This is a genomic window from Natrinema sp. 1APR25-10V2 (assembly GCF_031626495.1).
Lineage (GTDB): Archaea > Halobacteriota > Halobacteria > Halobacteriales > Natrialbaceae > Natrinema.
On sequence record NZ_JAMQOJ010000002.1, the window covers coordinates 40,587 to 63,680 of the forward strand.

Annotated in this window: 26 protein-coding genes and 5 pseudogenes; 16 read left to right on the top strand and 15 right to left on the bottom strand. The window is 54.7% G+C overall.

Translation table 11 applies throughout. The features are described 5' to 3' along the window. Nucleotides 1-981: 981 nt before the first annotated feature. From NDO75_RS27720 to NDO75_RS05960, 3 genes and pseudogenes are all read left to right on the top strand, one after another. Nucleotides 982-1,569, top strand: a pseudogene (locus NDO75_RS27720) (site-specific integrase). Between the two features lie 826 nt (nt 1,570-2,395). Next, nucleotides 2,396-3,043 (top strand): hypothetical protein, encoded by a 648-nt coding sequence (locus NDO75_RS05955; RefSeq protein WP_310905225.1) that lies wholly within the window; start codon nt 2,396-2,398, stop codon nt 3,041-3,043. 276 nt (nt 3,044-3,319) lie between these two features. After that, complete coding sequence (locus NDO75_RS05960; protein ID WP_310905226.1) at nt 3,320-3,754, top strand: hypothetical protein; 435 nt, start codon at nt 3,320-3,322, stop codon at nt 3,752-3,754. A 179-nt stretch (nt 3,755-3,933) separates the two neighbouring features. Here NDO75_RS05960 and NDO75_RS05965 read toward each other — a convergent pair whose 3' ends face one another. Beyond that, complete coding sequence (locus tag NDO75_RS05965; RefSeq protein WP_310905227.1) at nt 3,934-4,092, bottom strand: hypothetical protein; 159 nt, start codon at nt 4,090-4,092, stop codon at nt 3,934-3,936. 389 nt (nt 4,093-4,481) lie between these two features. Further along, nucleotides 4,482-5,033 carry an HD domain-containing protein gene (locus NDO75_RS05970; RefSeq protein WP_310905228.1) on the bottom strand — a complete coding sequence of 184 codons (552 nt, stop codon included), beginning with the start codon at nt 5,031-5,033 and terminating at the stop codon, nt 4,482-4,484. A gap of 167 nt (nt 5,034-5,200) precedes the next feature. Here NDO75_RS05970 and NDO75_RS05975 point away from each other — a divergent pair, with 167 nt between their 5' ends. Next, nucleotides 5,201-6,118 carry a phosphatase PAP2 family protein gene (locus NDO75_RS05975; RefSeq protein WP_310905230.1) on the top strand — a complete coding sequence of 306 codons (918 nt, stop codon included), beginning with the start codon at nt 5,201-5,203 and terminating at the stop codon, nt 6,116-6,118. A gap of 298 nt (nt 6,119-6,416) precedes the next feature. Here NDO75_RS05975 and NDO75_RS05980 read toward each other — a convergent pair whose 3' ends face one another. Next, nucleotides 6,417-6,971: a VIT1/CCC1 transporter family protein gene (locus NDO75_RS05980; protein ID WP_310905231.1), complete on the bottom strand. Its 555-nt coding sequence runs from the start codon at nt 6,969-6,971 to the stop codon at nt 6,417-6,419. Nucleotides 6,972-7,067: 96 nt separating this feature from the next. On the opposite strand from NDO75_RS05980, the gene NDO75_RS05985 reads away from it, so the two are divergent. Continuing rightward, complete coding sequence (locus NDO75_RS05985; protein WP_310905232.1) at nt 7,068-7,496, top strand: universal stress protein; 429 nt, start codon at nt 7,068-7,070, stop codon at nt 7,494-7,496. A gap of 583 nt (nt 7,497-8,079) precedes the next feature. Here NDO75_RS05985 and NDO75_RS05990 read toward each other — a convergent pair. From NDO75_RS05990 to NDO75_RS06005, 4 genes are all read right to left on the bottom strand, one after another. Beyond that, nucleotides 8,080-8,484 (bottom strand): hypothetical protein, encoded by a 405-nt coding sequence (locus NDO75_RS05990; protein ID WP_310905233.1) that lies wholly within the window; start codon nt 8,482-8,484, stop codon nt 8,080-8,082. A gap of 642 nt (nt 8,485-9,126) precedes the next feature. Continuing rightward, nucleotides 9,127-9,567, bottom strand: a complete 441-nt coding sequence (locus tag NDO75_RS05995) for a PIN domain-containing protein (protein ID WP_310905234.1) — start codon at nt 9,565-9,567, stop codon at nt 9,127-9,129. Next, nucleotides 9,564-9,860 (bottom strand): AbrB/MazE/SpoVT family DNA-binding domain-containing protein, encoded by a 297-nt coding sequence (locus NDO75_RS06000; protein ID WP_310905236.1) that lies wholly within the window; start codon nt 9,858-9,860, stop codon nt 9,564-9,566. Before NDO75_RS06000 ends, NDO75_RS05995 begins: the two co-directional genes overlap by 4 nt. A gap of 220 nt (nt 9,861-10,080) precedes the next feature. Next, the gene (locus tag NDO75_RS06005) at nt 10,081-10,914 is read right to left on the bottom strand and encodes a hypothetical protein (protein ID WP_310905237.1); all 834 of its coding nucleotides are present in this window, start codon (nt 10,912-10,914) and stop codon (nt 10,081-10,083) included. A gap of 425 nt (nt 10,915-11,339) precedes the next feature. On the opposite strand from NDO75_RS06005, the gene NDO75_RS06010 reads away from it, so the two are divergent. Both NDO75_RS06010 and NDO75_RS06015 read left to right on the top strand, forming a co-directional pair. Next, a complete protein-coding gene (locus NDO75_RS06010) occupies nt 11,340-11,657 on the top strand; it encodes a nickel-binding protein (RefSeq protein ID WP_310905238.1) in 318 nt (105 codons plus the stop codon). A gap of 242 nt (nt 11,658-11,899) precedes the next feature. Then, nucleotides 11,900-12,721, top strand: a complete 822-nt coding sequence (locus NDO75_RS06015; protein ID WP_310905239.1) for an IS5 family transposase — start codon at nt 11,900-11,902, stop codon at nt 12,719-12,721. Between the two features lie 219 nt (nt 12,722-12,940). On the opposite strand, the gene NDO75_RS06020 is transcribed toward NDO75_RS06015, so the two are convergent. Both NDO75_RS06020 and NDO75_RS06025 read right to left on the bottom strand, forming a co-directional pair. Continuing rightward, nucleotides 12,941-13,369, bottom strand: a complete 429-nt coding sequence (locus NDO75_RS06020) for a hypothetical protein (RefSeq protein WP_310905240.1) — start codon at nt 13,367-13,369, stop codon at nt 12,941-12,943. A 37-nt stretch (nt 13,370-13,406) separates the two neighbouring features. Beyond that, complete coding sequence (locus tag NDO75_RS06025) at nt 13,407-14,072, bottom strand: helix-turn-helix domain-containing protein (protein ID WP_310905879.1); 666 nt, start codon at nt 14,070-14,072, stop codon at nt 13,407-13,409. Nucleotides 14,073-14,264: 192 nt separating this feature from the next. Here NDO75_RS06025 and NDO75_RS06030 point away from each other — a divergent pair, with 192 nt between their 5' ends. The 6 genes and pseudogenes from NDO75_RS06030 to NDO75_RS06055 all read left to right on the top strand — a co-directional run bounded on the left by NDO75_RS06030 (nt 14,265) and on the right by NDO75_RS06055 (nt 16,618). Beyond that, nucleotides 14,265-14,909 (top strand): helix-turn-helix domain-containing protein, encoded by a 645-nt coding sequence (locus tag NDO75_RS06030; RefSeq protein ID WP_310905241.1) that lies wholly within the window; start codon nt 14,265-14,267, stop codon nt 14,907-14,909. Nucleotides 14,910-14,991: 82 nt separating this feature from the next. Then, entirely contained in the window at nt 14,992-15,342 is a 351-nt protein-coding gene (locus NDO75_RS06035; RefSeq protein WP_310905242.1) for a HalOD1 output domain-containing protein, read from the top strand. Then, entirely contained in the window at nt 15,339-15,524 is a 186-nt protein-coding gene (locus NDO75_RS06040; protein ID WP_310905243.1) for a hypothetical protein, read from the top strand. The genes NDO75_RS06035 and NDO75_RS06040 overlap by 4 nt, the downstream gene beginning before the upstream one ends. Before the next feature lie 135 nt (nt 15,525-15,659). Further along, entirely contained in the window at nt 15,660-15,872 is a 213-nt protein-coding gene (locus tag NDO75_RS06045) for a hypothetical protein (protein WP_310905244.1), read from the top strand. 89 nt (nt 15,873-15,961) lie between these two features. Beyond that, nucleotides 15,962-16,192, top strand: a complete 231-nt coding sequence (locus NDO75_RS06050; protein WP_310905245.1) for a hypothetical protein — start codon at nt 15,962-15,964, stop codon at nt 16,190-16,192. 9 nt (nt 16,193-16,201) lie between these two features. Continuing rightward, nucleotides 16,202-16,618 (top strand): annotated as a pseudogene (locus tag NDO75_RS06055) (PIN domain-containing protein). Nucleotides 16,619-17,133: 515 nt separating this feature from the next. On the opposite strand, the gene NDO75_RS06060 reads toward NDO75_RS06055, so the two are convergent. The 4 genes and pseudogenes from NDO75_RS06060 to NDO75_RS06075 form a co-directional block, all read right to left on the bottom strand. Next, nucleotides 17,134-17,706: a hypothetical protein gene (locus NDO75_RS06060; RefSeq protein WP_310905246.1), complete on the bottom strand. Its 573-nt coding sequence runs from the start codon at nt 17,704-17,706 to the stop codon at nt 17,134-17,136. Between the two features lie 5 nt (nt 17,707-17,711). Continuing rightward, nucleotides 17,712-18,602: an ABC transporter permease subunit gene (locus tag NDO75_RS06065; protein ID WP_310905247.1), complete on the bottom strand. Its 891-nt coding sequence runs from the start codon at nt 18,600-18,602 to the stop codon at nt 17,712-17,714. Next, a complete protein-coding gene (locus NDO75_RS06070; protein ID WP_310905248.1) occupies nt 18,599-19,555 on the bottom strand; it encodes an ABC transporter ATP-binding protein in 957 nt (318 codons plus the stop codon). The genes NDO75_RS06065 and NDO75_RS06070 overlap by 4 nt, the downstream gene beginning before the upstream one ends. A gap of 66 nt (nt 19,556-19,621) precedes the next feature. After that, nucleotides 19,622-19,717 (bottom strand): annotated as a pseudogene (locus tag NDO75_RS06075) (integrase core domain-containing protein); the annotation flags it as partial. Nucleotides 19,718-19,801: 84 nt separating this feature from the next. Here NDO75_RS06075 and NDO75_RS06080 point away from each other — a divergent pair. After that, nucleotides 19,802-20,200, top strand: a pseudogene (locus NDO75_RS06080) (transposase); the annotation flags it as partial. A gap of 43 nt (nt 20,201-20,243) precedes the next feature. Here NDO75_RS06080 and NDO75_RS27725 read toward each other — a convergent pair. Then, nucleotides 20,244-20,462, bottom strand: a pseudogene (locus NDO75_RS27725) (hypothetical protein); the annotation flags it as partial. Continuing rightward, nucleotides 20,459-20,779 carry a helix-turn-helix domain-containing protein gene (locus tag NDO75_RS06085; protein WP_310905249.1) on the bottom strand — a complete coding sequence of 107 codons (321 nt, stop codon included), beginning with the start codon at nt 20,777-20,779 and terminating at the stop codon, nt 20,459-20,461. The pseudogene NDO75_RS27725 and the gene NDO75_RS06085, both read right to left, overlap by 4 nt. 168 nt (nt 20,780-20,947) lie before the next feature. Here NDO75_RS06085 and NDO75_RS06090 point away from each other — a divergent pair, with 168 nt between their 5' ends. Both NDO75_RS06090 and NDO75_RS06095 read left to right on the top strand, forming a co-directional pair. Continuing rightward, nucleotides 20,948-21,469, top strand: a complete 522-nt coding sequence (locus tag NDO75_RS06090) for an ArsR family transcriptional regulator (protein ID WP_310905250.1) — start codon at nt 20,948-20,950, stop codon at nt 21,467-21,469. Between the two features lie 313 nt (nt 21,470-21,782). Then, a complete protein-coding gene (locus NDO75_RS06095; protein ID WP_310905251.1) occupies nt 21,783-22,175 on the top strand; it encodes a hypothetical protein in 393 nt (130 codons plus the stop codon). The last annotated feature ends 919 nt before the right edge of the window (nt 22,176-23,094 follow it).

Consider the following 23,094-nt stretch of genomic DNA (forward strand, 5'->3'; position numbering starts at 1 on the left):
TTGTGGTGTGTTATCAAGAAACTTTCTAGCGTTCATATTTTTACATGGGTTGTTCCAAATTCCCGGAGCCGACGGGACGGGCGATCCACTGGGTCCGTCGGACAGTCGACGGCTGAAACTGTCGGACGTACCGACGTTAAGATAGTCGCCACCCAGGATGGCGAATTCCTGCATAGAGAGGATGAATCCAGCGCGATTCTCTCGTTTGTTTCACGCCGAAAGCGATGAACCACCCGCTCACTACACGTGCGTATTGGACGATAAGACCCCAGAAAGTATTCATGACCTCTCCCAGAAATCATTCTCTGATGAAATCTAAGGCACTTCGGATATTTTCTTTTCTTATAGGAATTCTACTTATCGGTGCTCTATTCTATCCAGGTACATTCGCACAACCGTCTAGTGAAGACGTCAAACCCTATGGCACTTCCCATCAATCAGCCGAGGAATTCAGTACCACTGACGAAGAAGAAGTCGGTGCTTGGGGGAATTTTGACCGTCTGTATACGCTATTCACTAAACTAGCGACTCTTGGCCCATATGCTCTCTTTCTGACCTACCGAGCTGTGACTTCGCGTACGCCAAATCCAACTCTATCCTCAGTGGGATACGGGGCTGTTATCCTCGTACTCTCCTTTGTCTATCCATATATTCTAATGTTTACAGAAATACCACCAGCAACGTGGCCTCGCAAATTGCTGGTTTGGATAACGTGGGTTATGATAGGCATAGAAATCTGCCGCGATATCGGTCTTTTCCAATCAGAGAAAAACTAAAACGGGTGCCGATTACAGAGAGGACACTTCCATCATATAGAGCGTGTCGAACCAAATTCTAAGTGCACTACCTGTACTTACCGTGAGTATTGTGTCCAAGAACTCGGAGAGAGTCGGACAGAATCGGCCCGATCTCCCCCTCCAGCACCACCGAAAGAACTAGATTGCTGGCGGTTTTTGTCCGGAATGCAGGCAACCCGGACGCATGGATCTCCAACAGCACGAGAACCGCGACGACATGAAGGTCTGGCTCAGCCAGAACGAAGTAGAACAATTGCTTGAGGTCGCCGACAATACCCAGCAGCGGATCGCGTTCGCGCTCGGAGCGCGGTGTGGCCTCCGATCCCATGAGGTCCTCGAGGTTGCACCGGAGGACATCGTTGATACCCACGCTGGGACGATGCTCCGCGTCTGGCACGGGAAGAGTGACAAGTTCCGAGAGACGCCAGTCCCGCGAGATCTCGCGACGACTATCCGAACGGTCGACGACGTGCGCGACGCGCCGACCAGCTCGTCGCTCGTCGAAATCACGAGTACGCGGTCACTCCGGCGGTAGGTTCGATCGGCTGCTGGCCAACTGTACGACGAGACGGGAGATGCCGGTTGGGATCACCTCGGCTTCCACGGTCTTCGACGGACTTGAGCAACTGCACTCGCCTCAGACGATGTCGACCCGCTCTTGATCTGTGACTGGGGCGGCTGGAACGATCTTGAGACCTTCCTCGAGCATTATCGGGGTAGCTACAGTCCAGAGGCACAGCAGCGTGAACGGGAGAAAGTTAGCTGGCTATGATCGATTGCTCAGTATAGATGAGAGAAGTATCGATCAGAGTGGACCGGTCATATAGTAGTAGATTCGGCATGGTCGTAGAAAATACTGATAGCTGCTCGGGACCAAACATTACAATTGGGATTGGAAAGATGAGTAAGCTCAAACAATTGCGGAAGAAGGCTCGCGGGAAGAGGGGAACCAGCAAAACGTCGCTGTACGAATGCCGTAACTGTGGCCAAAAGTTCGCGACAGGCGTTGACCAGTGTTCCACCTGTAAATCAGCAGAGATTGCTCAATACGAATTCTAAGGAGTCTCCGCCCGGGGCGTTTTCCACGACATATCTGGTACGGACTTACCGAATATGCTCTGTTCGCATATCTACGGAACGGCTGGTTCAGTAGGGCGGGCGTGAAACAAACGAGGTCGTCGTGCTGCACTCATCCACTATATTCAGCACGCGACTCTTGACAGTGGAACGATAGCTCGGTCAAAGTCTGCTGAATACAGAGCGCACCTTCGGCGGGTGTCGAACGAACTAATGTCTGCCAACGTTCGTCGAGAGAGTCATAGCCAAGGCACTGTGGAGCAGTGACGGTTGCCCGCGCGGGAAACGCGGCGCTGGACGACGCAGGAGGGATTGATCGAGATACCCTCTGTATCTTGCACGCCGTTTGTGGCACTTGGAGAGTAGGCTGAGGAAGTCGTGCAAGATATAACGCACATACCAGTTGCGAGATCGATGCCGAACCACTACGTACAGCGAGGGGTACGTAGTACTGGGTCACACTCCGACATTGGAGAAAGGGCTATGCGTATCTAACGCGAACTTCCATCGGTTCTCATCGAATGCCACAGCTAGCGCGTACGATTGCCATCGTTGGGCCGGATGGAAGTGGGAAAACCACTCAGGCGAAACTCCTTACCGAGCGCTTGCAAGCCGCCGGCTACGACGCACAGTACGTTCACGCGCTGTACTATCTTTCCGACAACATCCCCTGTGCCGACCGACTCCGGAGACACCTCGGCCCACGGAAAACGCGTACCCAAGAGACGGAACATGGCCTACTCTACTTCGTTCGACGAGTACTGTTCGGGCTCGTTGGTTTTTGGTTCGCGCTGCTCACGATTGGGATGGTTTCCCTCCAGGTTCGCAACAGGAGGCAAGTCGTAGTGTTTGACCGGTACTACCACCAGTTCTTCTATGACGTGTACGGGTCGGCAAGTATCCCGCTTTCACGTCTCCTTCCCCATCCGTGGCAGATGATTTACTTGGATGCTGACCTCACCACGGTCCAGATACGGATGGACACTGTGGATCAAGCGGTCGATAGGCAGTACTATGCCACTGTAATTGACCTGTACGACGAATGTGCGACTCCTGAGTGGCTATCCTTCCGTGCAGAACTACCGATTGAAACGCTTCACGAGCAAATCTTCCAGGCAATCTGGGACCGATCAGGGCCGGATCATCTCACAACAGCGGCGATCAGATGAGACCCATTCTCTTTCGTGGGAAACTTGTTGGTTAAGGAGGGGAGAAAACGTCAATGGTTGGCCTGTCACTGTCTCACCGTTGAAGAGTTCAAGCAGTTCAATCAGATCGTTACCGACTTCATTGACACACTGTGAGCAATATAGCCCCTCTATCCGGCAGGTTGCTTCTAGCGGAAATCTGGTAATTCAGTCAGCCACTGCTGAATACAGAGCGCGTAGTCAGTAGCGTTTCAATCGACGCTGGCCTTTATCATTACTCTCAATGTAGCGTAACGTATGGTCGCTCTCGTGGCACGGAGTCACTCTTCCACTGCCGCTGCAGCGCTCATCGCCGCTCTCAGTGGGCTTGCTGTGGTCTGTCTGTACCTCGGCGCCGGCGTACTCGTCGCAGGATGGAGTGTCAGCGGGTTCCTCGTTCGTCTCTCGGTTGACATTGTCGGGTATGTTCTGGGCATGATCGGCCTCGTCATCGCCTTCGTCGGCCTCCCCATCGCCATCTTCCTCCGGTTTGACCTGCTCGCCCCCCTCGTGATTCTTGTGCTCGTGATTCTCGGGTGGCTCATCGTCGGTGCCGTACAGGGTATACTCTCACTGCAGACGATTTTCGGTCTCGCCCTCTACGTGACTTACCTGTCGCCGCTCGCTCTCGTTCTCTACGCCATCTTTGGTGGGAGCGAGTATCTGCTCCAAACCAGAAGAGACAGTCGATAGAACCGTCCCAATCATGGTTCTATAGTACCGCTCTGTATCTCGCACACCGCTTCTGACAACAGTTCGGCAGTTCGTCAAGACCGTGCAAGATACACAGCGCGAATGTCGCACAACATCTGACCTGATTTGCGACGGTGGTGATCGCTCAGTACGGGTGACAGACATAGCAGCAGAACTAATCAAAACCCAATGATAATGAATACTACAATATAGGATATCAATCCAAAGAGGGCGACAGCCCCCATCCAGACGAAGATTATGAGCCCTGCCTGTCTTCCGGTTATCTTGTCACCTTCGAGGAGTTCACTAACTTGGGCAAGGACATCATCAAGCGCCATAGATGGTCTTCATTGGTGATATGTAAAAGAGTGACTCAATTCTTGAACCAAAGACGATTGCTCAGTTCGCAGACCTACCTAACGGCTCGTTTGTGAGTGATCGCACTGGTGAATGCACTTTATGTACTTCTCACCGAAGTGGCCGAAGTTCAGCCCCTCCACACGGACACTGGTCTCCCGTTCCAATTAATCGTATTTCGCCATTTGGCCAGAGCCGGGCGGCATACGGTGACCGACAAGCAGTACAGACGGCCACAATCCGATTCGCGTCTTCTGCCGCTTTCATATCTATCCTTGAGTCAATAGTTGACTTTGCTCCAATCCCTACTCAGATAGGGCTACGACTCGATCGATCATTTTAGGAGAAGACCTACCGTTCGGTACAGCGGTTATACGGTTCGAAGGTCGTCTGTCGCCTGTGACCGGATGGCGGCTGCCGCAACTTCGTCTGCCCGCCTGATGAGTTCCGCTTCGATCGTCGCCGGTTCGACTGTCGTTCGACTCGTATGGGAGAGCACGATGTGTGCTAGTTCGACTGGCAAGTCCACCGCTGCAACGACGTAAACACCGTAGTAGGGATGTCCGAGCAGATTGTAGACTGGCGTCTCGGTCATTCCATCAAATTCGGCGAGCTTACTCACGTCGTGGATGAGTGAACCAGCGACAACAGTATCCAATGAGAGAGTGACCTCGCGCTGATCGAGGAGCGTCTCTGCTAGCGTAACGGCACAGGCAGTTACGTCTCGAACGTGGCTTACCAGCCGTTCGTCTTCCAACCCCAACGCACGCTGTGTCGGGGGCAGCCACGGAACATCGGTGAGGTCGTCGATGTCGTTCTCTTCGATGGCCGTCGCCCACGCACTGGCGACGCCCGCTTGAAGATCGTCGTCTTCGATCACCTCGAGTTCGGGAAACGCGTCCCAGACTCTATCCTCATTCATGCCTCTAGTATCAGTATTGACCAGTAAAAACACCCGTTGTGCAGTGACGCTCAGTTTGTGTCTGTACTTACCGCGAATACTCTGTCCGCGAACTCGATCCTTGAGGACAGTGATAGGTACAAGCCGAGGCTATAACAGCACCGAAGCCAACAATCTCCCGTACAAGAATGCTCACGGAGGACCGCGGTATTGGGATCACCGAGGCGCTTCATGGGTCAGCGCAGGACCCGGTTCTCGTGCTTTTCGCACTTCTAACACAACTCGGTGACGTGTGGTTCCTCTTTCTGGTGGGCGGCGTACTTTACGTCGCCGGGGATGAATTCCCGCGGTGGGGGATCGACCGGCGGCGTGGCCTGTTCGTCCTTGGACTCCTGCTCACGTATGTCGCCCTCATCGGGGTACTCAAACAGTTCTTCCTGCTCCCTCGTCCGGCAGGAGCAGGTGAGCCGCCCGTCGTCGAGTGGATACCATCTCTCTTGCAGCCAGCGTTCGCTAGTATTTCGACAGGGGACGGGCCGGGATTTCCGAGTGGTCACGCCCTTGGGACGACGATGGTATGGGGTGGATTCGCGCTCGTTGTCGTAGAGGACAAACTATCACGTCTATGGCTCGGAGTCGCGGGCGCTGTCGCCGCTCTCGTCTCGCTCTCACGGCTTGTTCTGGGAGTTCATTACCTCGTAGATGTTGTGGTCGGGGCTGGCCTTGGGCTTGTGATATTAGGGATTCTCTACGTAATCACCGACCGTGGCACTGTTCCCGGTCGGGTGCTGCTTGTTGCCGTCGCCATCGCGGCGCTGGGGTTACTACAGGGAGTTACTTTCGAGAGCGTGGCCGCGCTCGGAAGCGCCGTTGGCGCATGGCTCGTCTGGCGTGGCATCGCTGATTCAACGCCAGCCCATCCGTCGAACCGCTGGGAGGTCGGTGCTGGGTTCGCCGTCTTTGGACTCGCGGGCGGTTTCTTTGTACTCCTGTACGCTCTCGAACCACCACTGATGGTCACGTTTTCTGGTTCCGCCATCGCGGTCGGTGGTGCCGTTGTCGCCCCACTGGCCGGTGAGAAACTCCTCGGTTGGAACGGCTTTTGACCACTTGGCTGAGAGGCGGTGTTCTACTCAGACAGCGCGTCAGCGAATCCCACGATTCCTGATCTGGGGACTGATGAACGACGGTTCTGGTCTACCGGTACGGGGATCACAATCGTCAGTTCTGTATCGTCGTGACCACAGCTGATGGCTTGGCAGCACTTCCCCAAAATATCGATATAGCAGGTGGATCGCACGCACGATGTTCATGAATTAGTCCTTGCGTCCATTGCCAGCATCATGACCACATCCTCTCACGATCAGTTCGGGGAATGATCGCACAGTGCTTGACAGGAGAGTCTCATGCGATACCTCCGAGAAGGTCCCCGACAGTGTAGGCAACGACAGCAGCGGCCATGCCGATGACAAACATCTCGACACCGTTCACGTACCATTGGCGGCGCGTTACAAGACTCCGGCTCGCACCGACGATGAAAAACGCGAGCCCGGTAAACGCGATTGAGAACGAGAAGGCGGTGTCAAGTTCGAGAATATAGGGGATTAGCGGTGCCCACCCGGCAACAACGAATGCGAGGAACGTAACGAATGCGGTTCGCCGTGGTGATTTTCCGCCGTCCAATTCCTCTGGGGGATCTGTATCGTTGTCTCGAACGGATCGTTTGTAATCGAGTTCTGAGCGACGACTGAGATAGTTACTCATCCCCATCGAGAACCCGTCAGCGAACAGATTCGCCGCACCGAGGATGAGGACGATTGAGGGGTTCAGCGCGGCTCCAGCGACACCCGAGACGACGGCGAACGTCGTAACGATACCGTCGTTCGCGCCATAAATGACTTCAGCGAGATATTTGCCAGATGATTCCACGTCGTCGCCGAGGACCCGTTCTATGATCACTTGTGCGGATAGCACCTGTTCTTCAATAAATATCCCCTAGCTGCCGTGATCAGCCCCCTGCACAATGATTTCATGCTCCCGAACCAATGTCCAATCATGGGCGAACGCATTCTTGTTCCCTACGATGGATCGCCTCTCTCTCAGCGAGCACTTGAGAGGGCAATTACGAAATACCCAGACGCCCAGATCACCGCCCTCTACGTGATCGACCCGTTGCTCGCCGTGTACGAAGCAGAGGCGAAGGGACTGCCCGCGGCGAGCACGTGGCACGACCGGATGATCGAACGGGCCAACGGGATCTGTGCTGATGCAACGGAACAAGCGAGCAACTATGACTGTGAAATCACGACGGCCACCGAGAATGGTCGTCCTGCCCGCACCATCTTGGAGTATGCAGACGAACACGAAATCGAGCATATTATCATGGGAAGCCATAGCCGCGAGGGTGTGTCCCGGCTCATCCTCGGAAGTGTCGCAGAACGAGTGATACGACAAGCACCAATGCCGGTAACTATCGTTCGATAAAGCCGAATGAGTGAACAGAGACCAAGAACCCGTTGATGCGAAACGTCTTTTGTCGTAAATTTGGGATATATTCTATGGATCGTCTCTCGACCCTCTTGGTGTACGTACTCGTCGGTTTCTCTGTCTTCCTCGTTGCTATTTTTCTTCTCTCATTCGGTCCATTAGGTCTGTTCTTGTTCGTTTTTCTCATTCTCCTCGTAATGGTGATTCTGTCGTGGAGCGATACGGACGAACCACCGGTTCGGGCTAATTGTTCGGAATGCGGTGCACCGAATGAACTCGACCGAGATCGCTGTGAGTACTGCAATTCATCACTCGAAACAACCGCTGGCAACTGATTATTTCATTCCGCCACAATCACCACCCCATAGTCAGTAAGAAGATCTATTGATCAGGTGATTCAGCACAGATATCTTAGAAGAAACAACGTCGGTTTGCTGCATCTATCATCTGAGTCGGTCACATCGTTTTGACAAGAATTGGACAACCCATGTACTGTGTGCTGAACTCAGGGTGTATATTGGCCACATGATGTTCCAAATTTCGGTGTTACGTACAGGGGAGAAGTACATCAGGTCACCGATCAGGAGCTGTCAGTATCCCGGTTTCGGTTGGAGAGTGCGCTGAGCGCGATAAGAAGGTAACCCAATCCGAAACAACGAATCACTGTAACCAGTCCCTCGTTCCACTCTATCGTCTCCGGTCGTTCGTAGGCGTAGTTCTCGCTCAATTTGAGTGCCTGCTTCGGAATGAAGAGTGCGACAGCGCCCGCAATTCCGAGAACGTACATCGATGCTGTGTATGCTTTTCCCCCGATAATGCTGACGAGTAGGAAGACGATCCCTTCTGCTCTGATCGCAGGAGTGAACCAGGACTTCGCGTTGACCTCGTCAGGGTTCTTGAGAGCAAATTGCTCATAGAGGTAGCGAATCTTCGCTGGAAACAACGCGATTATGACTCCGATGAGACCAATAATTGTTCTGTACATGTGAAAATAGTACGCCTCGCACTGTTTTAAACTGCAGTTCTATTGAAACCTGCCGAACTCGAACACTTGAGAGCGGTCAAATGCACAATAGGCATATCTACGGAACGGCTGGTTCAGTAGGGCGGGCGTGAAACAAACGAGGTCGTCGTGCTGCACTCATCCTCTATATTCAGCAGGGCATTTCTGATGCCTATCCGAGAGATGGACAGCTGCTCCGGTAACGCCTTCGCCTGTACTGAGCGATCACCGCTCTCGGAGATCGGTCACGACCTTGTGCCGCATTCGCGCCCTGTATTCAGCACGGTTCCTAAATCCTATCTCTGTGTGAGAGTTTTAATAAACCTAGATGGGTCTACGGACGGCGACACGAGCCGAGCCGATCACGTCGCTGCCCGCCGCCGTCGGCCGGATCGGCGTCGTCCTTCCGTCGTGACCTACGCCGTATCCTCGGTTGCAGAGAGTTCGTCGTCGATGGCAGCCATCACATCGTCCCCTCAGTCCCAGTGTCGGCAACAGGTCCCCACACCTCATCCGGTTCGCCGAGCGTCAGTTCCGTATCGGCCAACTCCGCCGATTTCCCCTGCTCGAACTGCTCGAGCGGGATTTGGTATCAAATGCAGGACCGTCTCACTCTCGATCGCATTAGGCAGAGTCGTCTCGGAAGCGTTCGATGAGGTGCTTGAAGCCCGTTTCCTCCTCAAACACGTCGTAGTCGTCGTCAGCACCAACGAGGAGGGTTACAGTCCGCTCATCGTCGTTGTCGAGGTCTTTGGCAGCGGCGACGGCGTATGCGTCTCCGATAGCTGGACTGTACGTGGCTTTCAAATCCGACGCAGTTTCCCAAAGGTCATCGATGTTGTACTCGGTCACGCCCATATCTCGGAGGTCGTCGATATGGGCGTCGGCCTTCTCCACAGATGCTTCTCGAATGGTAATGTATCGGAATTCAGCGAGGTTGATGGTGGCTATATACCCATCGAGTTCCCCATCGTACACGCGGTCGAGCCAGCGTTTGACCTCGCCTGCTCCCTGTTCGTCGAACGAAAAGGCGAGCAGTGCCTCAGCATCGAAGACGACCGTCATTCCTCCTGCTCCGACAGTCCGTACTTCTCGTCGGTCGCCGTCTTCTCTCGCTCTCGCTCTTTACGGAGCAGTTCCGTGGCCGACTTCCCACGTTCCTCTTTTTCAGATGCAAGTGCGCCTCGAAGCTCGGACGGGCGCTTGACCGGTCGAATCACGATCTCCCCCCTCTCGTTCTCAACGAACCGGACTCGGCCCGGTGTGTCGATGTGGAGTTTGTCACGGAACTCTTTGGGAATCGTCGCTTGCCCCTTGCTCGTGACGGTGACGGTCGTCCCGTCGTCTGCGTCGCTCATACGTAATGGGTCGTGCTTAGTAATACTTTAGCCTTTGTAATACTCTCCTGAAATGCCGCTCAACACCCATATTTACCACAATAATGAATCCGAATAAAAGACAGGCTACTACCTACTGCGACCACTATGCTCGGAAATCACTGCACAGACAGTCCGTCCAGGGAACCGTCCGTCACGATGGGTCCAAGGATGATGACGCAATCCGATTACGTCGCCGCCATCATCCCCGCGTCTCGGTTTCCTCCTCCCGTTGAGACGGAGCCCAAGATGCACCGACGGTCCCGTTTTTATACGGATGTCGGAGTCGAATCCCCCTCTCGGTTGAGCGATGACGGGTTTCGAATAGGACGCCACCGGTACGGGAAACACCAGCTTGGAGTTCACCACCCTCGTAGGCGCCTTCGGCCCGGTAACGGATGGTCTTCTGCCAGCTGTAGCCCAACGTTTCGAAGGCAGTCCGGTACGGGGCGATGGCGGGCTCGTCACCATGATTGACAGCGGTTACGCTCACGAGGTACCAATTCATCTCGTCTGGCGGGGTCGCCGTCTGGGGTTGGCCATCTACTTCGTACTCGAACCTGTCGATGGCCTTCAGGTCCTTGACCGTGAGGTGGATACCGTTCGGAAGTTCACAGGTGTCGCCGTAGGAAAGAGACTGACCAATCGAATCGATGCTGATCGTTCGCTCGAATGGGACTAAGCGAAGGCGGAGCGAGCCGATGAACGGCGTTGTCGCGGTAGTTTCGATGATCGCTTGCTCGTCCGGTCCGAGTTCGTACCCCGTTTCAATGAGTTGGCGCCAGTCCCCACCGGATGGTGAGAGTTCGAGTGTGGTCGTCCCATGCTGTTCCGTGTCGGCCGTGTTTCTGAGAACGGCCCCAAAGTGTGTCTCGCGTCCAGCACGGACGTACTCCGGATGCGTGAACTTGACAAGTTCGATCCCATCTGGTGGTGTCTGCTCAGTGGGCGTTGGACTGCGCTCATCACTGGGGCTGGAGGAACAGCCTGCGATGGCGACTGTCGGAAGCGCTACGAGGACTTGGCGGCGGTGCATGGCCGTCGGTCACTGCTATGTGAGAATGAGCCTTCTGTTTCGGGTATCACCCCTGCTACTCTGCTATCCGCTATTCTCGTGTTTGGTACATCCTCTGGCTTTGTTGAAACCCTCAGTCGTTGATACAACCAGCCTGCTGAATACAGAGAGTTAGTGCAGCACGGTAACCCCGTTTGTTTCACACCGATAACAGTGAACCTTCCGCTCCCTACCCATATGGACCCATTATAAGTGTATAGGACTTTTGATGAACCGGAGTGGACTCTCCGAGACATTCCGAGCAACATTCCCTCGGGTTGGAGGGCCGCTACAACAGTCGAGTCGATATAAAGAAACCCGAAAGATTTATAAAGGAGTTTATAAGGCTTGGGAACCTACTAGCAGTGAGAACTCGAACAGTGTACTGTTCCTTCTCAGGAAATACCATGACTAACTACGACGTTTTGCGGGAGTTCGATGCGGGAATCACAAGGGAGCAGTTGGAGCAGGCGGTTGAAAGTTCGGGCGAAGCCATTGAAGAACTCCGAAGCGGGGGCGTGCCGATGTCGTATCTCGGTTCCCAAACGTTTCTCAAGGAGGATGGATCAATCGGGGCGACAATGTGTCGGTACGACGCAGACTCTGAAGCGACGCTCCGCGAACACAGTGAGCGGGCCGGTCTTGCTGTGAGCGATATCTTCGTCGTCGGTCCCCCGCACGCTGGGCTGGCCCCAAAGACCGTCGGCACGTCGAAATCGGCCTGAAGCGCCGGTTACAAGCGAAAGAACAAAACTTTATTTGAGAAACTGGGCCATGGATACTTGTCCTGTACTGATCAAATCGGGCGATCCTTGAATCCGGTACTGGGAGTGCAACATTCGCGCTCTGTATTCAGCAGACGAGATCAGAACTGATGAATCGTTGGTAAGAGCGGCGTGCTGAATAGAGAGGATGGGCTCTGTTGAAATCCTTAGTGAGTTATAGGTTCAGTCGGTAGTTTGAGTAGATGCAGACCCTCCCAAAGTCTCGGTTGCTCCGATTTGTCGAGCAAGCATTTCAATTAGCACAACGTGCCGTCGCTCGATACTCCTCGAAGTTCTCGAAACAACGCTATACGCTCCATCAGCACATCGTTCTCCTCTGTCTCAAAGTTCGAAAGGATACAACGTATCGAGCACTCCTCGACGAACTCATCGAAATGCCCCGTATTCGGAGCGCGATTAATCTCACTGAACTGCCTGCCCCATCAACACTGTGCAAAGCGTTCGATAGACTCGATATGGCTGTCTGGCGAGTGCTGCTCAGTCTCTCTGTTTCACTGCTCCCGACTAACGGCGTTGCGGGGATTGATGCTCCGGGATTCGACCGCAGTCACGCCTCAAAACACTACACGAAACGAGCCAAACTCACGATTCAGCAACTCAAAATAACACTGCTAGTCGATTCCAAAGTGAATGCAGTCCTTGATTTACACGTGACGACGACACGAAAACACGATAGCCAGATCGCTCCGTCGTTGATCAAACGCAACCCCGAGACTATCGACATCCTGCTCGGGGACAAAGGCTACGACGACCAGAAAATCAGACAGCTTGCCCGTCAACACGAGATTCGTCCACTAATTAAGCATCGTGAGTTCACATCGCTTCACAAGGCATGGAATGCACGCTTAGACGCCGATCTCTACGGCCAACGGAGTCAATCAGAGACAGTCAACTCAACGCTCAAGCGGAAGTACGGCGCGTTCGTCCGTTCACGACGTTGGTGGAAGCAGTTCCGTGAACTCACTCTTGCGTGTATCGTCCACAATCTTGACCAAGCAATCTAACGACCATTAAAGGGCAAGTAATGATCGGTAAGTGTGACTCTTGCCAGATGTTCGTCAGAAGTGCCGTGCAAGATACAATGCGCGAATACAGTATCGGACCAACTTTCAATTCGGGTCAGTCAAATCGGTCAGTACAGAGAATGAAGACGACGAACAATACATATTCGTACAATACGGCTGATTTAGGTCGAACGGAGGAGAAGTCGATCCGATATTCTGTCACTCGTAGGCCTCGTACGGCTCGACCAACGTCAGGAGATCTTGTTCCAGTTCACCGCCAACAAACCGGACGTGCCCCGTTTCAGCCTCGTAGTCGATTATCCGAGCCTCCTCCAGTTTTGGAAGATGAGTATGGTGAAGTGCGATTCGGACGCGTTGTTGGTGTTCGTCTGACTCCCGTCTCGGGTCTTCGTTCCGAACCCGGTCTGCAACGCGATCTACGAGCGCATCGTATTCCAGTGTCTTCTCAAAAGCGTTGTCCAACGCGTTGAGGGTGGCGCGTCGGTGTTCGTTCGCTACTGCCGACAGAATCGTATCGGGGGAGATCGATCTCTCACGCCCCGAAGAACCGGTACCCTCATCAATTGACTGTATATCACGTGTCCCCAGCTTTCGACTCTCATCCATACTCACATAGCGTAGTCCCATCTACCTAGCTCTGTCCCATGATGCATAATGGAAACAGTCAGTCCATTTCCGCTGCTGACTCGGGCGTGAGAAGTGCGTACCTCCCGAACGTCCCAATGGCACGACGCAGTCGCTCCGTCACTGCTTGATCGGAAATTCCGAGTTCGTCAGCTAACTCTGCGGTCGTACACCCTCGTGGAATGTCGTAGTATCCCCTTCGAATGGCAAGCGTCAACGCTTCTCGTTGGGGCTTACTCAGGCCGTACCACGGACCGGCCTCAGGGTCCGTCGGATTATATATGCGGGTTAGCTCCAGAGAGATGTGCGCGGCCTCACAGCAGTCCTGGCACTGACTCATTGCTTCGCGGTCTGAGAACCGTATCTCGAAATTCCACCCTTCCGGCGATCCAGTCGCACCCAGTATCTGCCCGTCGTGTTCCAAGATGCACTGAAAAAGGTGATCCTGGCTCGCATCCCAGTCGAGCCTGATTAGCGTCCTGTCGTCGAACACGTCCATCTCTGTGACGCTGTTGACAGTTGGATAGCGTTCGACGGCCTCGAGAAAGCCGTTTTCGACCGGTTCGTAGACCCAGAAGAGCGGCACGGTCACGTCCCCACTCGGGACGAGCGTTTCCAGTTCGATGGCCGAGGCTTGCTCTAGACCGAGGATTTGCCCGAGTTCAAAATTATCGGATGGGATGCGAACCTCCGTTATCACACTCATACTCGCTTGTAAGACTAGATTGTCCGGTTGCACAAAAGGAGATGACATGGTGCATCATGGCCATCCGGGTGCCAGAGGTACACCCCCGCTCGCAGCGCACACCATCTCCGCCAGCAACGGTGTGTTGACTCGTCTCGAAGCTATGGTACACCACCCATGCCGGTTATTCGTCTGCCAGACGAAGGCTTCCGCATGGCGACTGTGATGGAGTTTACGAGTCCGGTAGCGGAGTTTCCGCTGGGAAGTGTGTTCGAGAACCTGCCGGGCGTGACCGTTGAACTGGAGCGATTGATTCCACACGAGACGCTGATTATCCCGTACTTCTGGGTGCGTGATGTAGAAACGGAGGATATCGAAGCTAAGTTCGAGGCACATTCCGGCGTGAGAAACATTCGAGTGGTCGATAGCGTCGAAGACGAGTATCTCATGCGTGCCGAGTGGGAGTCAGAGTACTTCGGCATCCTGAGCGCGCTTGCCAAGGCCAACGTCGTCGTACTTTCCGGGATTGGAACGAAAGAGGAATGGCGGTTTGAGGTACGCGGTGAGAGTCAGGAGACGCTCGCTGAGTTTCGAGAATACTGCCAGGAAAACGACATTCAGATAGCGATCACCGCCGTCCACGCCATGCTTCCGATCCAGGGAGAGGGCTACGAGTTGACCGAGACCCAACGCGAGGCGCTGGTACTAGCCTACGAACGGGGCTACTTCGACTCCCCACGCGAGGCGTCGCTCGAAGAGATTGCCGACGAGCTCGGTATCACCCAGCAGTCACTATCGTCACGACTCCGTCGGGGACATCGACGCCTAATTGGAGCGACACTCAGCAGTTCGTCGTGACCGTTCGGATAGCCCACCGTTTAAATATGCTGTATTATCAGTAGCCCAGTTGAACCGACTCAGACGTCTAGAATCAGGCTAGATGGGTACAACGATATCTGGGGTTGGAGTCGAAGCGGTTGAGTACGCTCAGGAATCTGGGACTGTTCGCACCCAGTTCGATCAGGAGAAGACACCAGCGAGCATGGCTGTTGTCGCAACGCTGGCGGACGTAATGGATACTGATCCTGTAGAACTCGACCCGCTCCATTCCACTGTTGACGCCGACGAATTAGATGCGCTCGTCCGCGTTCGCAACGGGACAAACGGGGATACCCACGTTACGTTCACGCACGAGGAGCACACGATAACCGTCCACAGCTACGGTGTGGTCGCCATCACACCAGAACACGAGCTCACAGCGGAGAAATACGAAAGGGACGAGGGAAGATGACGTCTGAGGAGGCCTCGCTTCCGTCGAAGGAGGAATTGAACGCGGAGCTGAAAGCCCTCCTTCGCAGGGCCTACGAGAGTGGAATCGATGTGGAAGGCGGATTCGAATGTCGGAATGGGGGCGAACATCCTGACTGGGACGTGATCGTCACCGAAGTCGAAAAGAACGAGCATTCGGAGTGAACGACTTCGAGTGTGGCTGGATCGGTAGCAACTACTTGACCTGTGAGAGACGAACGCTGTAACCAAGATCGCATCAAACGGGTACTCTCAGCGCAACAGCGGCGAGTATTACGTGCGCTCCTCGACGAGAGTTCGATGTCTGCTGACCCGATTCTTCGTAAGGGAGAGACTCTCAACTCCGCGGAGTACCTCACGATTTGTTACGAACTCCATCACGTCCTACTTCCCGAATTATCGGATGAGGGGTTCATCGAGTTCGACAGGTTCGAAGACAAGGTACGGCGAGGAATGAAATTCGACGAGGTACGTCGGTTTCTTGAACAGATCGATGACGACCATGACGAGTAACCTGGTTCTGTCTAGTGGGAGGGACTCGATGTCGATTAACACGGGCTGCACCGAAAGGCACAGGATTCTGTGCATCCATAGATTTCTGTATGCCCAGCATCACGGTCAACGTTGACGACGACCTCAAAGAGCGAATGGAAAAGCACCCGGAGATCAACTGGAGTGAGGTCACACGACAGGCCATCCAGGAGAAGATTGAGACGCTCGAAATGATGGACGAACTCACTAGCGAGAGCGAACTCACCGAGCGCGACGTTCAGGAAATCGCCGATAGAATCAACGAACGTGGACGCAAGCGCGGCGAAGAAGAATCGGCGTAGACTCGATGAATGAAGCTGGTCATTGACGCCAACGTCGTCATCTCTACACTCATCGCTGATTCGAAGACGCGGGAACTCATCGTTACACTCGAACCGGATCTTTTGACACCTGCGTTTGTCCACGACGAAGTCGAGAACTACGAAGCCCTGATCGTGGAGAAATCCGGAATGGAACCGGATTGAGTGGCACAATCCATCGAACTCTTGTTCCAGCACATTGAGGTTGTTCCTGCCGACAACTTCTCTCCGGCTATTGAGCGAGCAGACGAGGCAATCGGAGACACTGACCCCGACGATGTACTGTACCTCGCGTGTGCGATCGCCCGCAGTGGGGCCATCTGGAGCGATGATTCTGACTTCGACGAACAGATCCTGGTCGATATGTACTCGACGAGTGACGTGATCAACTCATTTGACACACTCTAACTCGGCGGATCAGTCTCTCACGTTGTCTAAGTGGGAGTGCTCTCAACCTCGCAGACCGATATTAGCCTAGTGGTCAGCAGCTGCGTCGGATTGATCCTCGCCTCATCGAATACCCGATAGTTAGCCAGCAGTCTTATACTGTCACGCTGGCCCCGTTTAGCTGGCGAGGGGAAAGGATCTGGTCGAAGACCCCACCGCCTATCGATCCGCTCCGAGACATACCTCGCCGCTGCCGAGATCGTTCCAACGTGTAGCCAATCGCCATATTGTCACACACGGTCTCGGGTCCCACCCCTGGGACATACTAAGGGATGGGAGGTTGACGCCGACCTCTGTCGGCGTTTTCTGAAACTGAGGTTTATAGACAAAGCCGCGATCAACACCGACGATGTAACTCACCGATCGACAGAAGGACCTCATCATCGCCGTCGCATTGACCGAACTCAGCATCGCTTTCGTGAACCCGATCCCGAACTCGCCGACTGGTCGTGGCAGTTAGCCGCCGATCGACTCGTTTATCGGGAGGAGATCAGATATCCACCGATTCCAGCCGAGAGGACCGCGAGCAGTGACGCTGCAAGACGCAACAGTTGCGGCGTCGATCCAAGCGGGGGTGGTCCCCTCGAAACTTCCATCAGATCGTAGCGCATCACTGTTTTGCGGTGACTCTCAGCCCCTCCATCTCGTGCTTGATGTTCCTGATCGAACGGTTCGTCTGCCGTCGGAAGGGTAGCGTTCTCAGGGCGTTCGATCGCAACGTACCCGGGCCTTGTATCTGGCTTCTCCCGTCGAGTCTGCGACCGCTCCGCACCAGTCATGTAGTCGAATTCGGGCGCTCCCTGTCCCGGCGAGACGCGGTACATTCCATCGTTTTCGAGCGTCCGAACGTACAGTTCTTGCCCTCGATCGGAGAGATTCTCGTACGGAACGATCCTCACGCCCTCTTCTTCGAGTTTTTCCCGGCCGTCGAAGGTAATCGCTCTCGTGTCGTGGGTGAGCACTGCCTGAACGGGAAACAGCGAGGGAACTACGAACAGGGCGATCGCGAGAGCGATGAGCGCCGTTCCGATCGTAGTGCGTCGATCCATCGATCTCATTCCAGATCAGCTCGTTTGAATGACCAATAGCCGACAAGTAGCGGGACTACGAGCCAGAACGCGAGGATGACGAGAGAGAACTCGTCGGTAAGGTACACCGGAAGATTGAGATCGGTTGTCGCCGCTTGCCTGCTCGCACTCTCGGCCACGTTCGCTGCGCTATCGCGGAAGAGTCGCTGTTGCAGCCCATCGGGCAAGACGAGATTGATCGACTTCCGGTACGCCAGAAACGGGCTCGTATACTGAACCCCGTTGTAGAGATCCGGATTGCTCTCCATACCGAGTATGGACGTGTGAATCCCGCGAACCAGAGTTTTGATCTGGATCAGGGGGAAGACGTAGAGGATGACGAGGACGAAATACGCCGTTAGTGAACTGGCGATTGCTCGACTTCGCGTCGCCGCGGCCGCAGACACCGCGATGGCGATGCTCACGAACACCGAGCCGTAGATGATCGTCAACAAGAGCGTCCCGAGAATAACGCCGGCGGGGAACGCGCCGAATTTGGCCAGCAAAATGCTGCTCGCGGCGATGTACATGAAGATAACACCCGATGCGACGATCCCGAGGCGGCTTAGAAGCTTCCCAACGAAGACCTCCCGGCGGGTGTTCGGGAGTGACAACAAGAACTTGATGCCGCCGCCTTCGCGTTCCCCGGCGATGGCCATGTACGTCGCGGCCAGCGCGATGATCGGCAGCAGTACCGCCAGTAGCTGCGTCAACATCCGGAACGAACTCTGGACGGTTTCGATCCCGCTCAATCGGTAGCCCCGAGCGGTAAATCCGAGGAGGACCGCAATCAGCCCGAGGAGGATGGCGGCGGCCCAGAGCGTCCGGGACCGGCGGGCACCTTTGAAGTCCTTTTTTGCGACGGTGAGCGTGCTCATGCGGAGGCCTCTCGAGACGTTCGCTCCGCTTCGTCCGCACCTGATCCATCGCGTCCCCCGCTCGTATACCGGTTGAACAATTCCTCGAGCGAGGTCTCCTCGACGAAGATGTCGACCACGTCGGCTTGATCGTCGACCAATCTAACTACGTCTGCCTTGACGGACGAATCAGAGCAGTAGGCGGTCAGCGTCGTCTCCTCGACGACCACTTCCGCGACGCCGTCCAACGCTTCGACGGTGTTGACAGTCGGCTCTGCCGCGCACTCGAGTTCGATGCTGGACCGGCTGCCTGCTTTCTTTCGAAGTCCATCGAGCGTGTCCATCGCGACGAGTCGGCCGTCGTTCATCACGCCGACCCGATCGCAGACGGCTTCGACCTCCGAGAGCAGGTGACTCGAGAAGAACACGGTCGTTCCGTCGTCGGCCCGGTCGCGGAGAATCGAACGCATCCGCTGGATACCGTTTGGATCGAGACCCGCTGAGGGTTCGTCGAGAATGAGGAGGTCAGGATCGTCGACTAGCGCCATCCCGAAAGCGAGGCGCTGGGCCATCCCCGTAGAATAGCTGGCCGCCGTTCGGTCCGCGTCATCGTGGATGCCGACGGTCTCGAGTATCTCGTCTGGGTTGTCGTCAGCCGCCTTGGTCTCGATGGCCCACTCGACGTATTCGCGCCCGGTCAGGTACTCGTCGAACTCGTATCCTTCCGGGAGGACGCCGATACGCTTCCGAATCGCGTCGATTTCCGTCTGCGTATCCATCCCGAGGACCTCTGCGGAGCCGTCCGTCGGCCTGATGAAGTCAAGCAGCATGTTGATCGTCGTCGACTTCCCCGCGCCGTTGGGGCCGAGAAATCCGAATATCTCTCCGGTGTCGACAGTCAGATCTAGATCTTCGACCGCGACTGTGTCGTCACCGAATTGTTTCGTCAATCCGTTCGTCTGAATGGAGGGCATACTTCGACGTCGATATTATCAGTTTCATGTGTTAAAATCTTTGATAAGCAGTCCAAAGAGCACTGTCTAGTTCAGCACCTCCGTTGGCGTTTGTCCGGTGAGTGATTGGTGTGGTCGTTATGTGTTATAATAGTATACGAACTATTCAAGTCATTCTCTGACGCACGGCCAGTGCTCGATGAGCGGGAGGCCGAACAACGTACTGCACTAGTGGCGTTTCTGGCAATCTTCGTCAGAGAGATCAAGACACACATCGTGTTCGAGGACTTGACCCACATTCGGGAGAACATTCCCGAGGCGACGTGGTAACACGTCTGGGCGTTCCGACGCCTCTACGAGTACGTCGAATACAAGGCCGAAGAACACGGCGTCGAAGCCGTGCAGGTTGACCCGAGCAACACGTCGAAGCGTTGCTCGACGTGTGGATTTACCCACGACGACAATCGGTCGGGCGAGTCGTTCGAGTGTCAGAAGTGCGGGTATGAGAACCACGCCGACTACAATGCTTCCAAGAATATCGGTTTGCAGTATCTCCGTCGTCGGCAAAATGCAGGCGACGGAGGCGCACCCGTAGATGTGCGCTTGAATCGCGGGACGTTGAACGTAAGCGGGGAGTACGTACCCCCTGCCTCGGTTGAGGCATAGAACGGGAGTCCACGCGAAAGCCTCGGGGCTTGACCCCGAGGCGATTTACGTAGCTTTCCCTCGGTAGCCCGCCCGAGACGAAGTCATCGTCAGTGAGCGGGATAGCAACCGTCCGTCGCGTCGTCGTGGCCGCCGCATAGAGTGCTTCCTCGTCGTGGAACGGGTGTGTGCGATCACTTAGGCAAACGTATGGCCGGTAGTCGTGGTCTGCGAGAAGATCGGGGTCTTTTACTACTGCACCGCGCTCGTAGACGTCTGTCATTCCTCGTCGCCGTAGTAGTCGTCCGTCGTCGAAGCGGAGCTGGCATTCGTCTGTGCAGCGTAGGAGGCGAGACGGTCGTCCTCGGCGATGGCCCAGTATCGGCCGCGGTGGCGAACGAGGCCACGCTCCTCAAGACGGGAGAGTGCAGCGCCGACGCTTCCGCGCTTAATGTCGGTCTCTTCGTGGAGTTCCGTCTGCGTGAACGCCTGATCGCTGTGGGCCGCGAGGAATTGCAGCAGTCGATACGGATGCGTCCCTTCCTGGAGATCGAGTGCGTCTACGGGTTCTTCGTCGAACCGGTCGATACTGATTGGCATATGTAATAGAACGCAATATAACGCAATATGCCTGTGGGTGTAGGGGATGAGAAATCCGTTGGTATCGGCGGACAGCGGGAGAGTAGTCGTTCAACCCAGTCAAAAAGGCAGAGGTAAATTATCTTACTCGAAGGTAGCATTATTGCGTTGGATCTATTACTGGATGCCATGACCGACGAGAGTCCGGGTGTTGACGCCTGGACAGAACATACAACAGCGTTCGACCGTGTTCAATCGGTTGCCGCTACAGTCTCCAAACCACGTCCAGTATCGTATATCGCAGATGAGGCCCACGTCACGGAGAATACAGCACGAGACCATCTTGACCGGCTTGTCAACCTGAACGTGCTACTGAAGACAGAACGCGACGATAGCGCACTCTATTCCCCTGACCCACTCCATACACGGATACAAGAACTTCGAGACTTGCTCGACGAGCATGACCGCGACGGACTGATCGATCTAAAGATCGAGTTACAGTCCAAAATCGAAGACTGGGAAGCGGACTATAACGCGGACTCACCCGACGAGTTGCGTACCCGTGCCGCAGAGACGGAGACCGCTTCGCAGACGCGAGATTTCAAGAAAACCGCGAGTAACTGGGAACTCGCACTCTATCGGCTCTCCGTCTTTGAGGACGCGATCGAAAACTACGCAACGTACACCACGGACTTTCGGTCATCCGCGTAGCGCCAACAAATGGCTGACCCATACAATTCATCTGAAGCGTCTCATCGAGCGCTTCGTGCAATCCAGCAAGAGCTCGAACGGCATCCAATCGTTACTGCCGTACAGGGGTTCCCGGATGGCGAGTTCACAGAGCTACGGGCAGCCCTTGCGGTCGAGCGGTGGGAGATCGAACGTGAGAATGCAACAGCGTCCGCGGATCGTCCGGGATGTGGCCACGCACCGAATTCGTTGTTTGCCCGACCGATTTGGGCCTGTGAACACATCTGTAGACTCGCCAATTAACGCTTATCTCGATGGGCTGGGAAGGATCAATATGCTCCGAATGCTACTGTCTGCCATCGGTCTCGTAATGGTGGCGATTCCACGCAGGATCGTTGAAAATGCGGAGACATTAGCGTTCGAGAACCCAGAGGATGCCATACTCCGAGGATGGACCATCCCGATGGCCCGCCTCGAAGGGATCGGGTTCCTCCTCCTCATACGCCGGACGGGATTCCTCTCAGGTGTTGTAGGCGTGGTGATTGGCCTGTTTGGATCAATGGCGGTGGTTGCACCGCGGCGGTACCTGGATTTTGGGTTGTCGCTCGCTTACGAGAACCCAGACGACATCGCCGTGAAATCGTGGGTGCTCCCGGTGACACGGTTGCTCGGAATCACTGCGTTAGTGCTAACTGTCGTGTCGCAGCGCGGTGAGGGTGACAACTGATGCTACGGGGTGGCCATGTCATTGAATGCATGTCCGATATCACCACGTGACCGATCAGAACTTCACCGACCAGAAAGACGTCGGAAACCAATATTCAATCGGCCCATGCTATGAAGTGATGGCAATGTGCATTAGCAATATTGGACTAGACAACAATTGCTGAGGACAGGCTTCACAATTTTGCTCGATACGCGCTATATATTCAGCAGAATCTGTTCGAACTACCGAGTTACTGTCAAGAGCGACTTGCAAGATGTAGAGGATGAGTACAGCACGACGGCTTCGTTTCTTTCGCGCCGAAATCGGTGAACCACCCGCTCAATAGATCCTGCGAACTGAACACTGGCTACAGAAAGTACTTGTTCCTAGATTATTCAATATCTGCTTATGGTTAAGAAGCATCGTAGGTGGGTCAAACTAGCCATCTATCTAGTATCATTCCTATTTCTTTTGCGCCTGATATTGGCTGATCCTGCCCACCATTACGTCTGGAGGTTTGGAAATTGGACGGCAGGAAGTTTACCGGGATGTAGTGGAACAGGCGTACCGGGAATATGTGTCGTGATCGCTTGGCTATTAATCGAAGTGATTTACCCTGTCATCTTCGCAGGGATCGGTATCTTGATTGCTCACAAGGCTTGGGGAAGGATAGACAAATCAAAATGGTCAACTGCTGGAAGTTAGACTCCACTGGTAGACGATACTTGTCTCACCTGTACTTACCGCTGGTTCACGATCTTCTGTCCATCTCTCATCGAATTCTCGGACGCGATTTTTCTCCCTATGATTGCTTGAAACAGGTATCCAATATAGCGGGCGAGTAGCAGGCAGGCTCTCGTTCTTAAGCCCATCACCGACCCATCCGCTGAGAAAAACTCATGTTCCAGTACCTCTCAACACCCCAGAGAAGACACCAAGT

What these genes read in the sequence shown, in the direction of transcription:
- NDO75_RS05955 (WP_310905225.1), top strand. Translation starts at nt 2,396, where the DNA reads ATGCCACAGCTAGCGCGTACGATTGCCATCGTTGGGCCGGATGGAAGT.
- NDO75_RS05960 (WP_310905226.1), top strand. Translation starts at nt 3,320, where the DNA reads ATGGTCGCTCTCGTGGCACGGAGTCACTCTTCCACTGCCGCTGCAGCG.
- NDO75_RS05965 (WP_310905227.1), bottom strand. Translation starts at nt 4,092, where the DNA reads ATGGCGCTTGATGATGTCCTTGCCCAAGTTAGTGAACTCCTCGAAGGT.
- NDO75_RS05970 (WP_310905228.1), bottom strand. Translation starts at nt 5,033, where the DNA reads ATGAATGAGGATAGAGTCTGGGACGCGTTTCCCGAACTCGAGGTGATC.
- NDO75_RS05975 (WP_310905230.1), top strand. Translation starts at nt 5,201, where the DNA reads ATGCTCACGGAGGACCGCGGTATTGGGATCACCGAGGCGCTTCATGGG.
- NDO75_RS05985 (WP_310905232.1), top strand. Translation starts at nt 7,068, where the DNA reads ATGGGCGAACGCATTCTTGTTCCCTACGATGGATCGCCTCTCTCTCAG.
- NDO75_RS05990 (WP_310905233.1), bottom strand. Translation starts at nt 8,484, where the DNA reads ATGTACAGAACAATTATTGGTCTCATCGGAGTCATAATCGCGTTGTTT.
- NDO75_RS05995 (WP_310905234.1), bottom strand. Translation starts at nt 9,567, where the DNA reads ATGACGGTCGTCTTCGATGCTGAGGCACTGCTCGCCTTTTCGTTCGAC.
- NDO75_RS06000 (WP_310905236.1), bottom strand. Translation starts at nt 9,860, where the DNA reads ATGAGCGACGCAGACGACGGGACGACCGTCACCGTCACGAGCAAGGGG.
- NDO75_RS06005 (WP_310905237.1), bottom strand. Translation starts at nt 10,914, where the DNA reads ATGCACCGCCGCCAAGTCCTCGTAGCGCTTCCGACAGTCGCCATCGCA.
- NDO75_RS06010 (WP_310905238.1), top strand. Translation starts at nt 11,340, where the DNA reads ATGACTAACTACGACGTTTTGCGGGAGTTCGATGCGGGAATCACAAGG.
- NDO75_RS06015 (WP_310905239.1), top strand. Translation starts at nt 11,900, where the DNA reads ATGCAGACCCTCCCAAAGTCTCGGTTGCTCCGATTTGTCGAGCAAGCA.
- NDO75_RS06020 (WP_310905240.1), bottom strand. Translation starts at nt 13,369, where the DNA reads ATGGGACTACGCTATGTGAGTATGGATGAGAGTCGAAAGCTGGGGACA.
- NDO75_RS06025 (WP_310905879.1), bottom strand. Translation starts at nt 14,072, where the DNA reads ATGAGTGTGATAACGGAGGTTCGCATCCCATCCGATAATTTTGAACTC.
- NDO75_RS06030 (WP_310905241.1), top strand. Translation starts at nt 14,265, where the DNA reads ATGGCGACTGTGATGGAGTTTACGAGTCCGGTAGCGGAGTTTCCGCTG.
- NDO75_RS06035 (WP_310905242.1), top strand. Translation starts at nt 14,992, where the DNA reads ATGGGTACAACGATATCTGGGGTTGGAGTCGAAGCGGTTGAGTACGCT.
- NDO75_RS06040 (WP_310905243.1), top strand. Translation starts at nt 15,339, where the DNA reads ATGACGTCTGAGGAGGCCTCGCTTCCGTCGAAGGAGGAATTGAACGCG.
- NDO75_RS06045 (WP_310905244.1), top strand. Translation starts at nt 15,660, where the DNA reads ATGTCTGCTGACCCGATTCTTCGTAAGGGAGAGACTCTCAACTCCGCG.
- NDO75_RS06050 (WP_310905245.1), top strand. Translation starts at nt 15,962, where the DNA reads ATGCCCAGCATCACGGTCAACGTTGACGACGACCTCAAAGAGCGAATG.
- NDO75_RS06060 (WP_310905246.1), bottom strand. Translation starts at nt 17,706, where the DNA reads ATGGATCGACGCACTACGATCGGAACGGCGCTCATCGCTCTCGCGATC.
- NDO75_RS06065 (WP_310905247.1), bottom strand. Translation starts at nt 18,602, where the DNA reads ATGAGCACGCTCACCGTCGCAAAAAAGGACTTCAAAGGTGCCCGCCGG.
- NDO75_RS06070 (WP_310905248.1), bottom strand. Translation starts at nt 19,555, where the DNA reads ATGCCCTCCATTCAGACGAACGGATTGACGAAACAATTCGGTGACGAC.
- NDO75_RS06085 (WP_310905249.1), bottom strand. Translation starts at nt 20,779, where the DNA reads ATGCCAATCAGTATCGACCGGTTCGACGAAGAACCCGTAGACGCACTC.
- NDO75_RS06090 (WP_310905250.1), top strand. Translation starts at nt 20,948, where the DNA reads ATGACCGACGAGAGTCCGGGTGTTGACGCCTGGACAGAACATACAACA.
- NDO75_RS06095 (WP_310905251.1), top strand. Translation starts at nt 21,783, where the DNA reads ATGCTCCGAATGCTACTGTCTGCCATCGGTCTCGTAATGGTGGCGATT.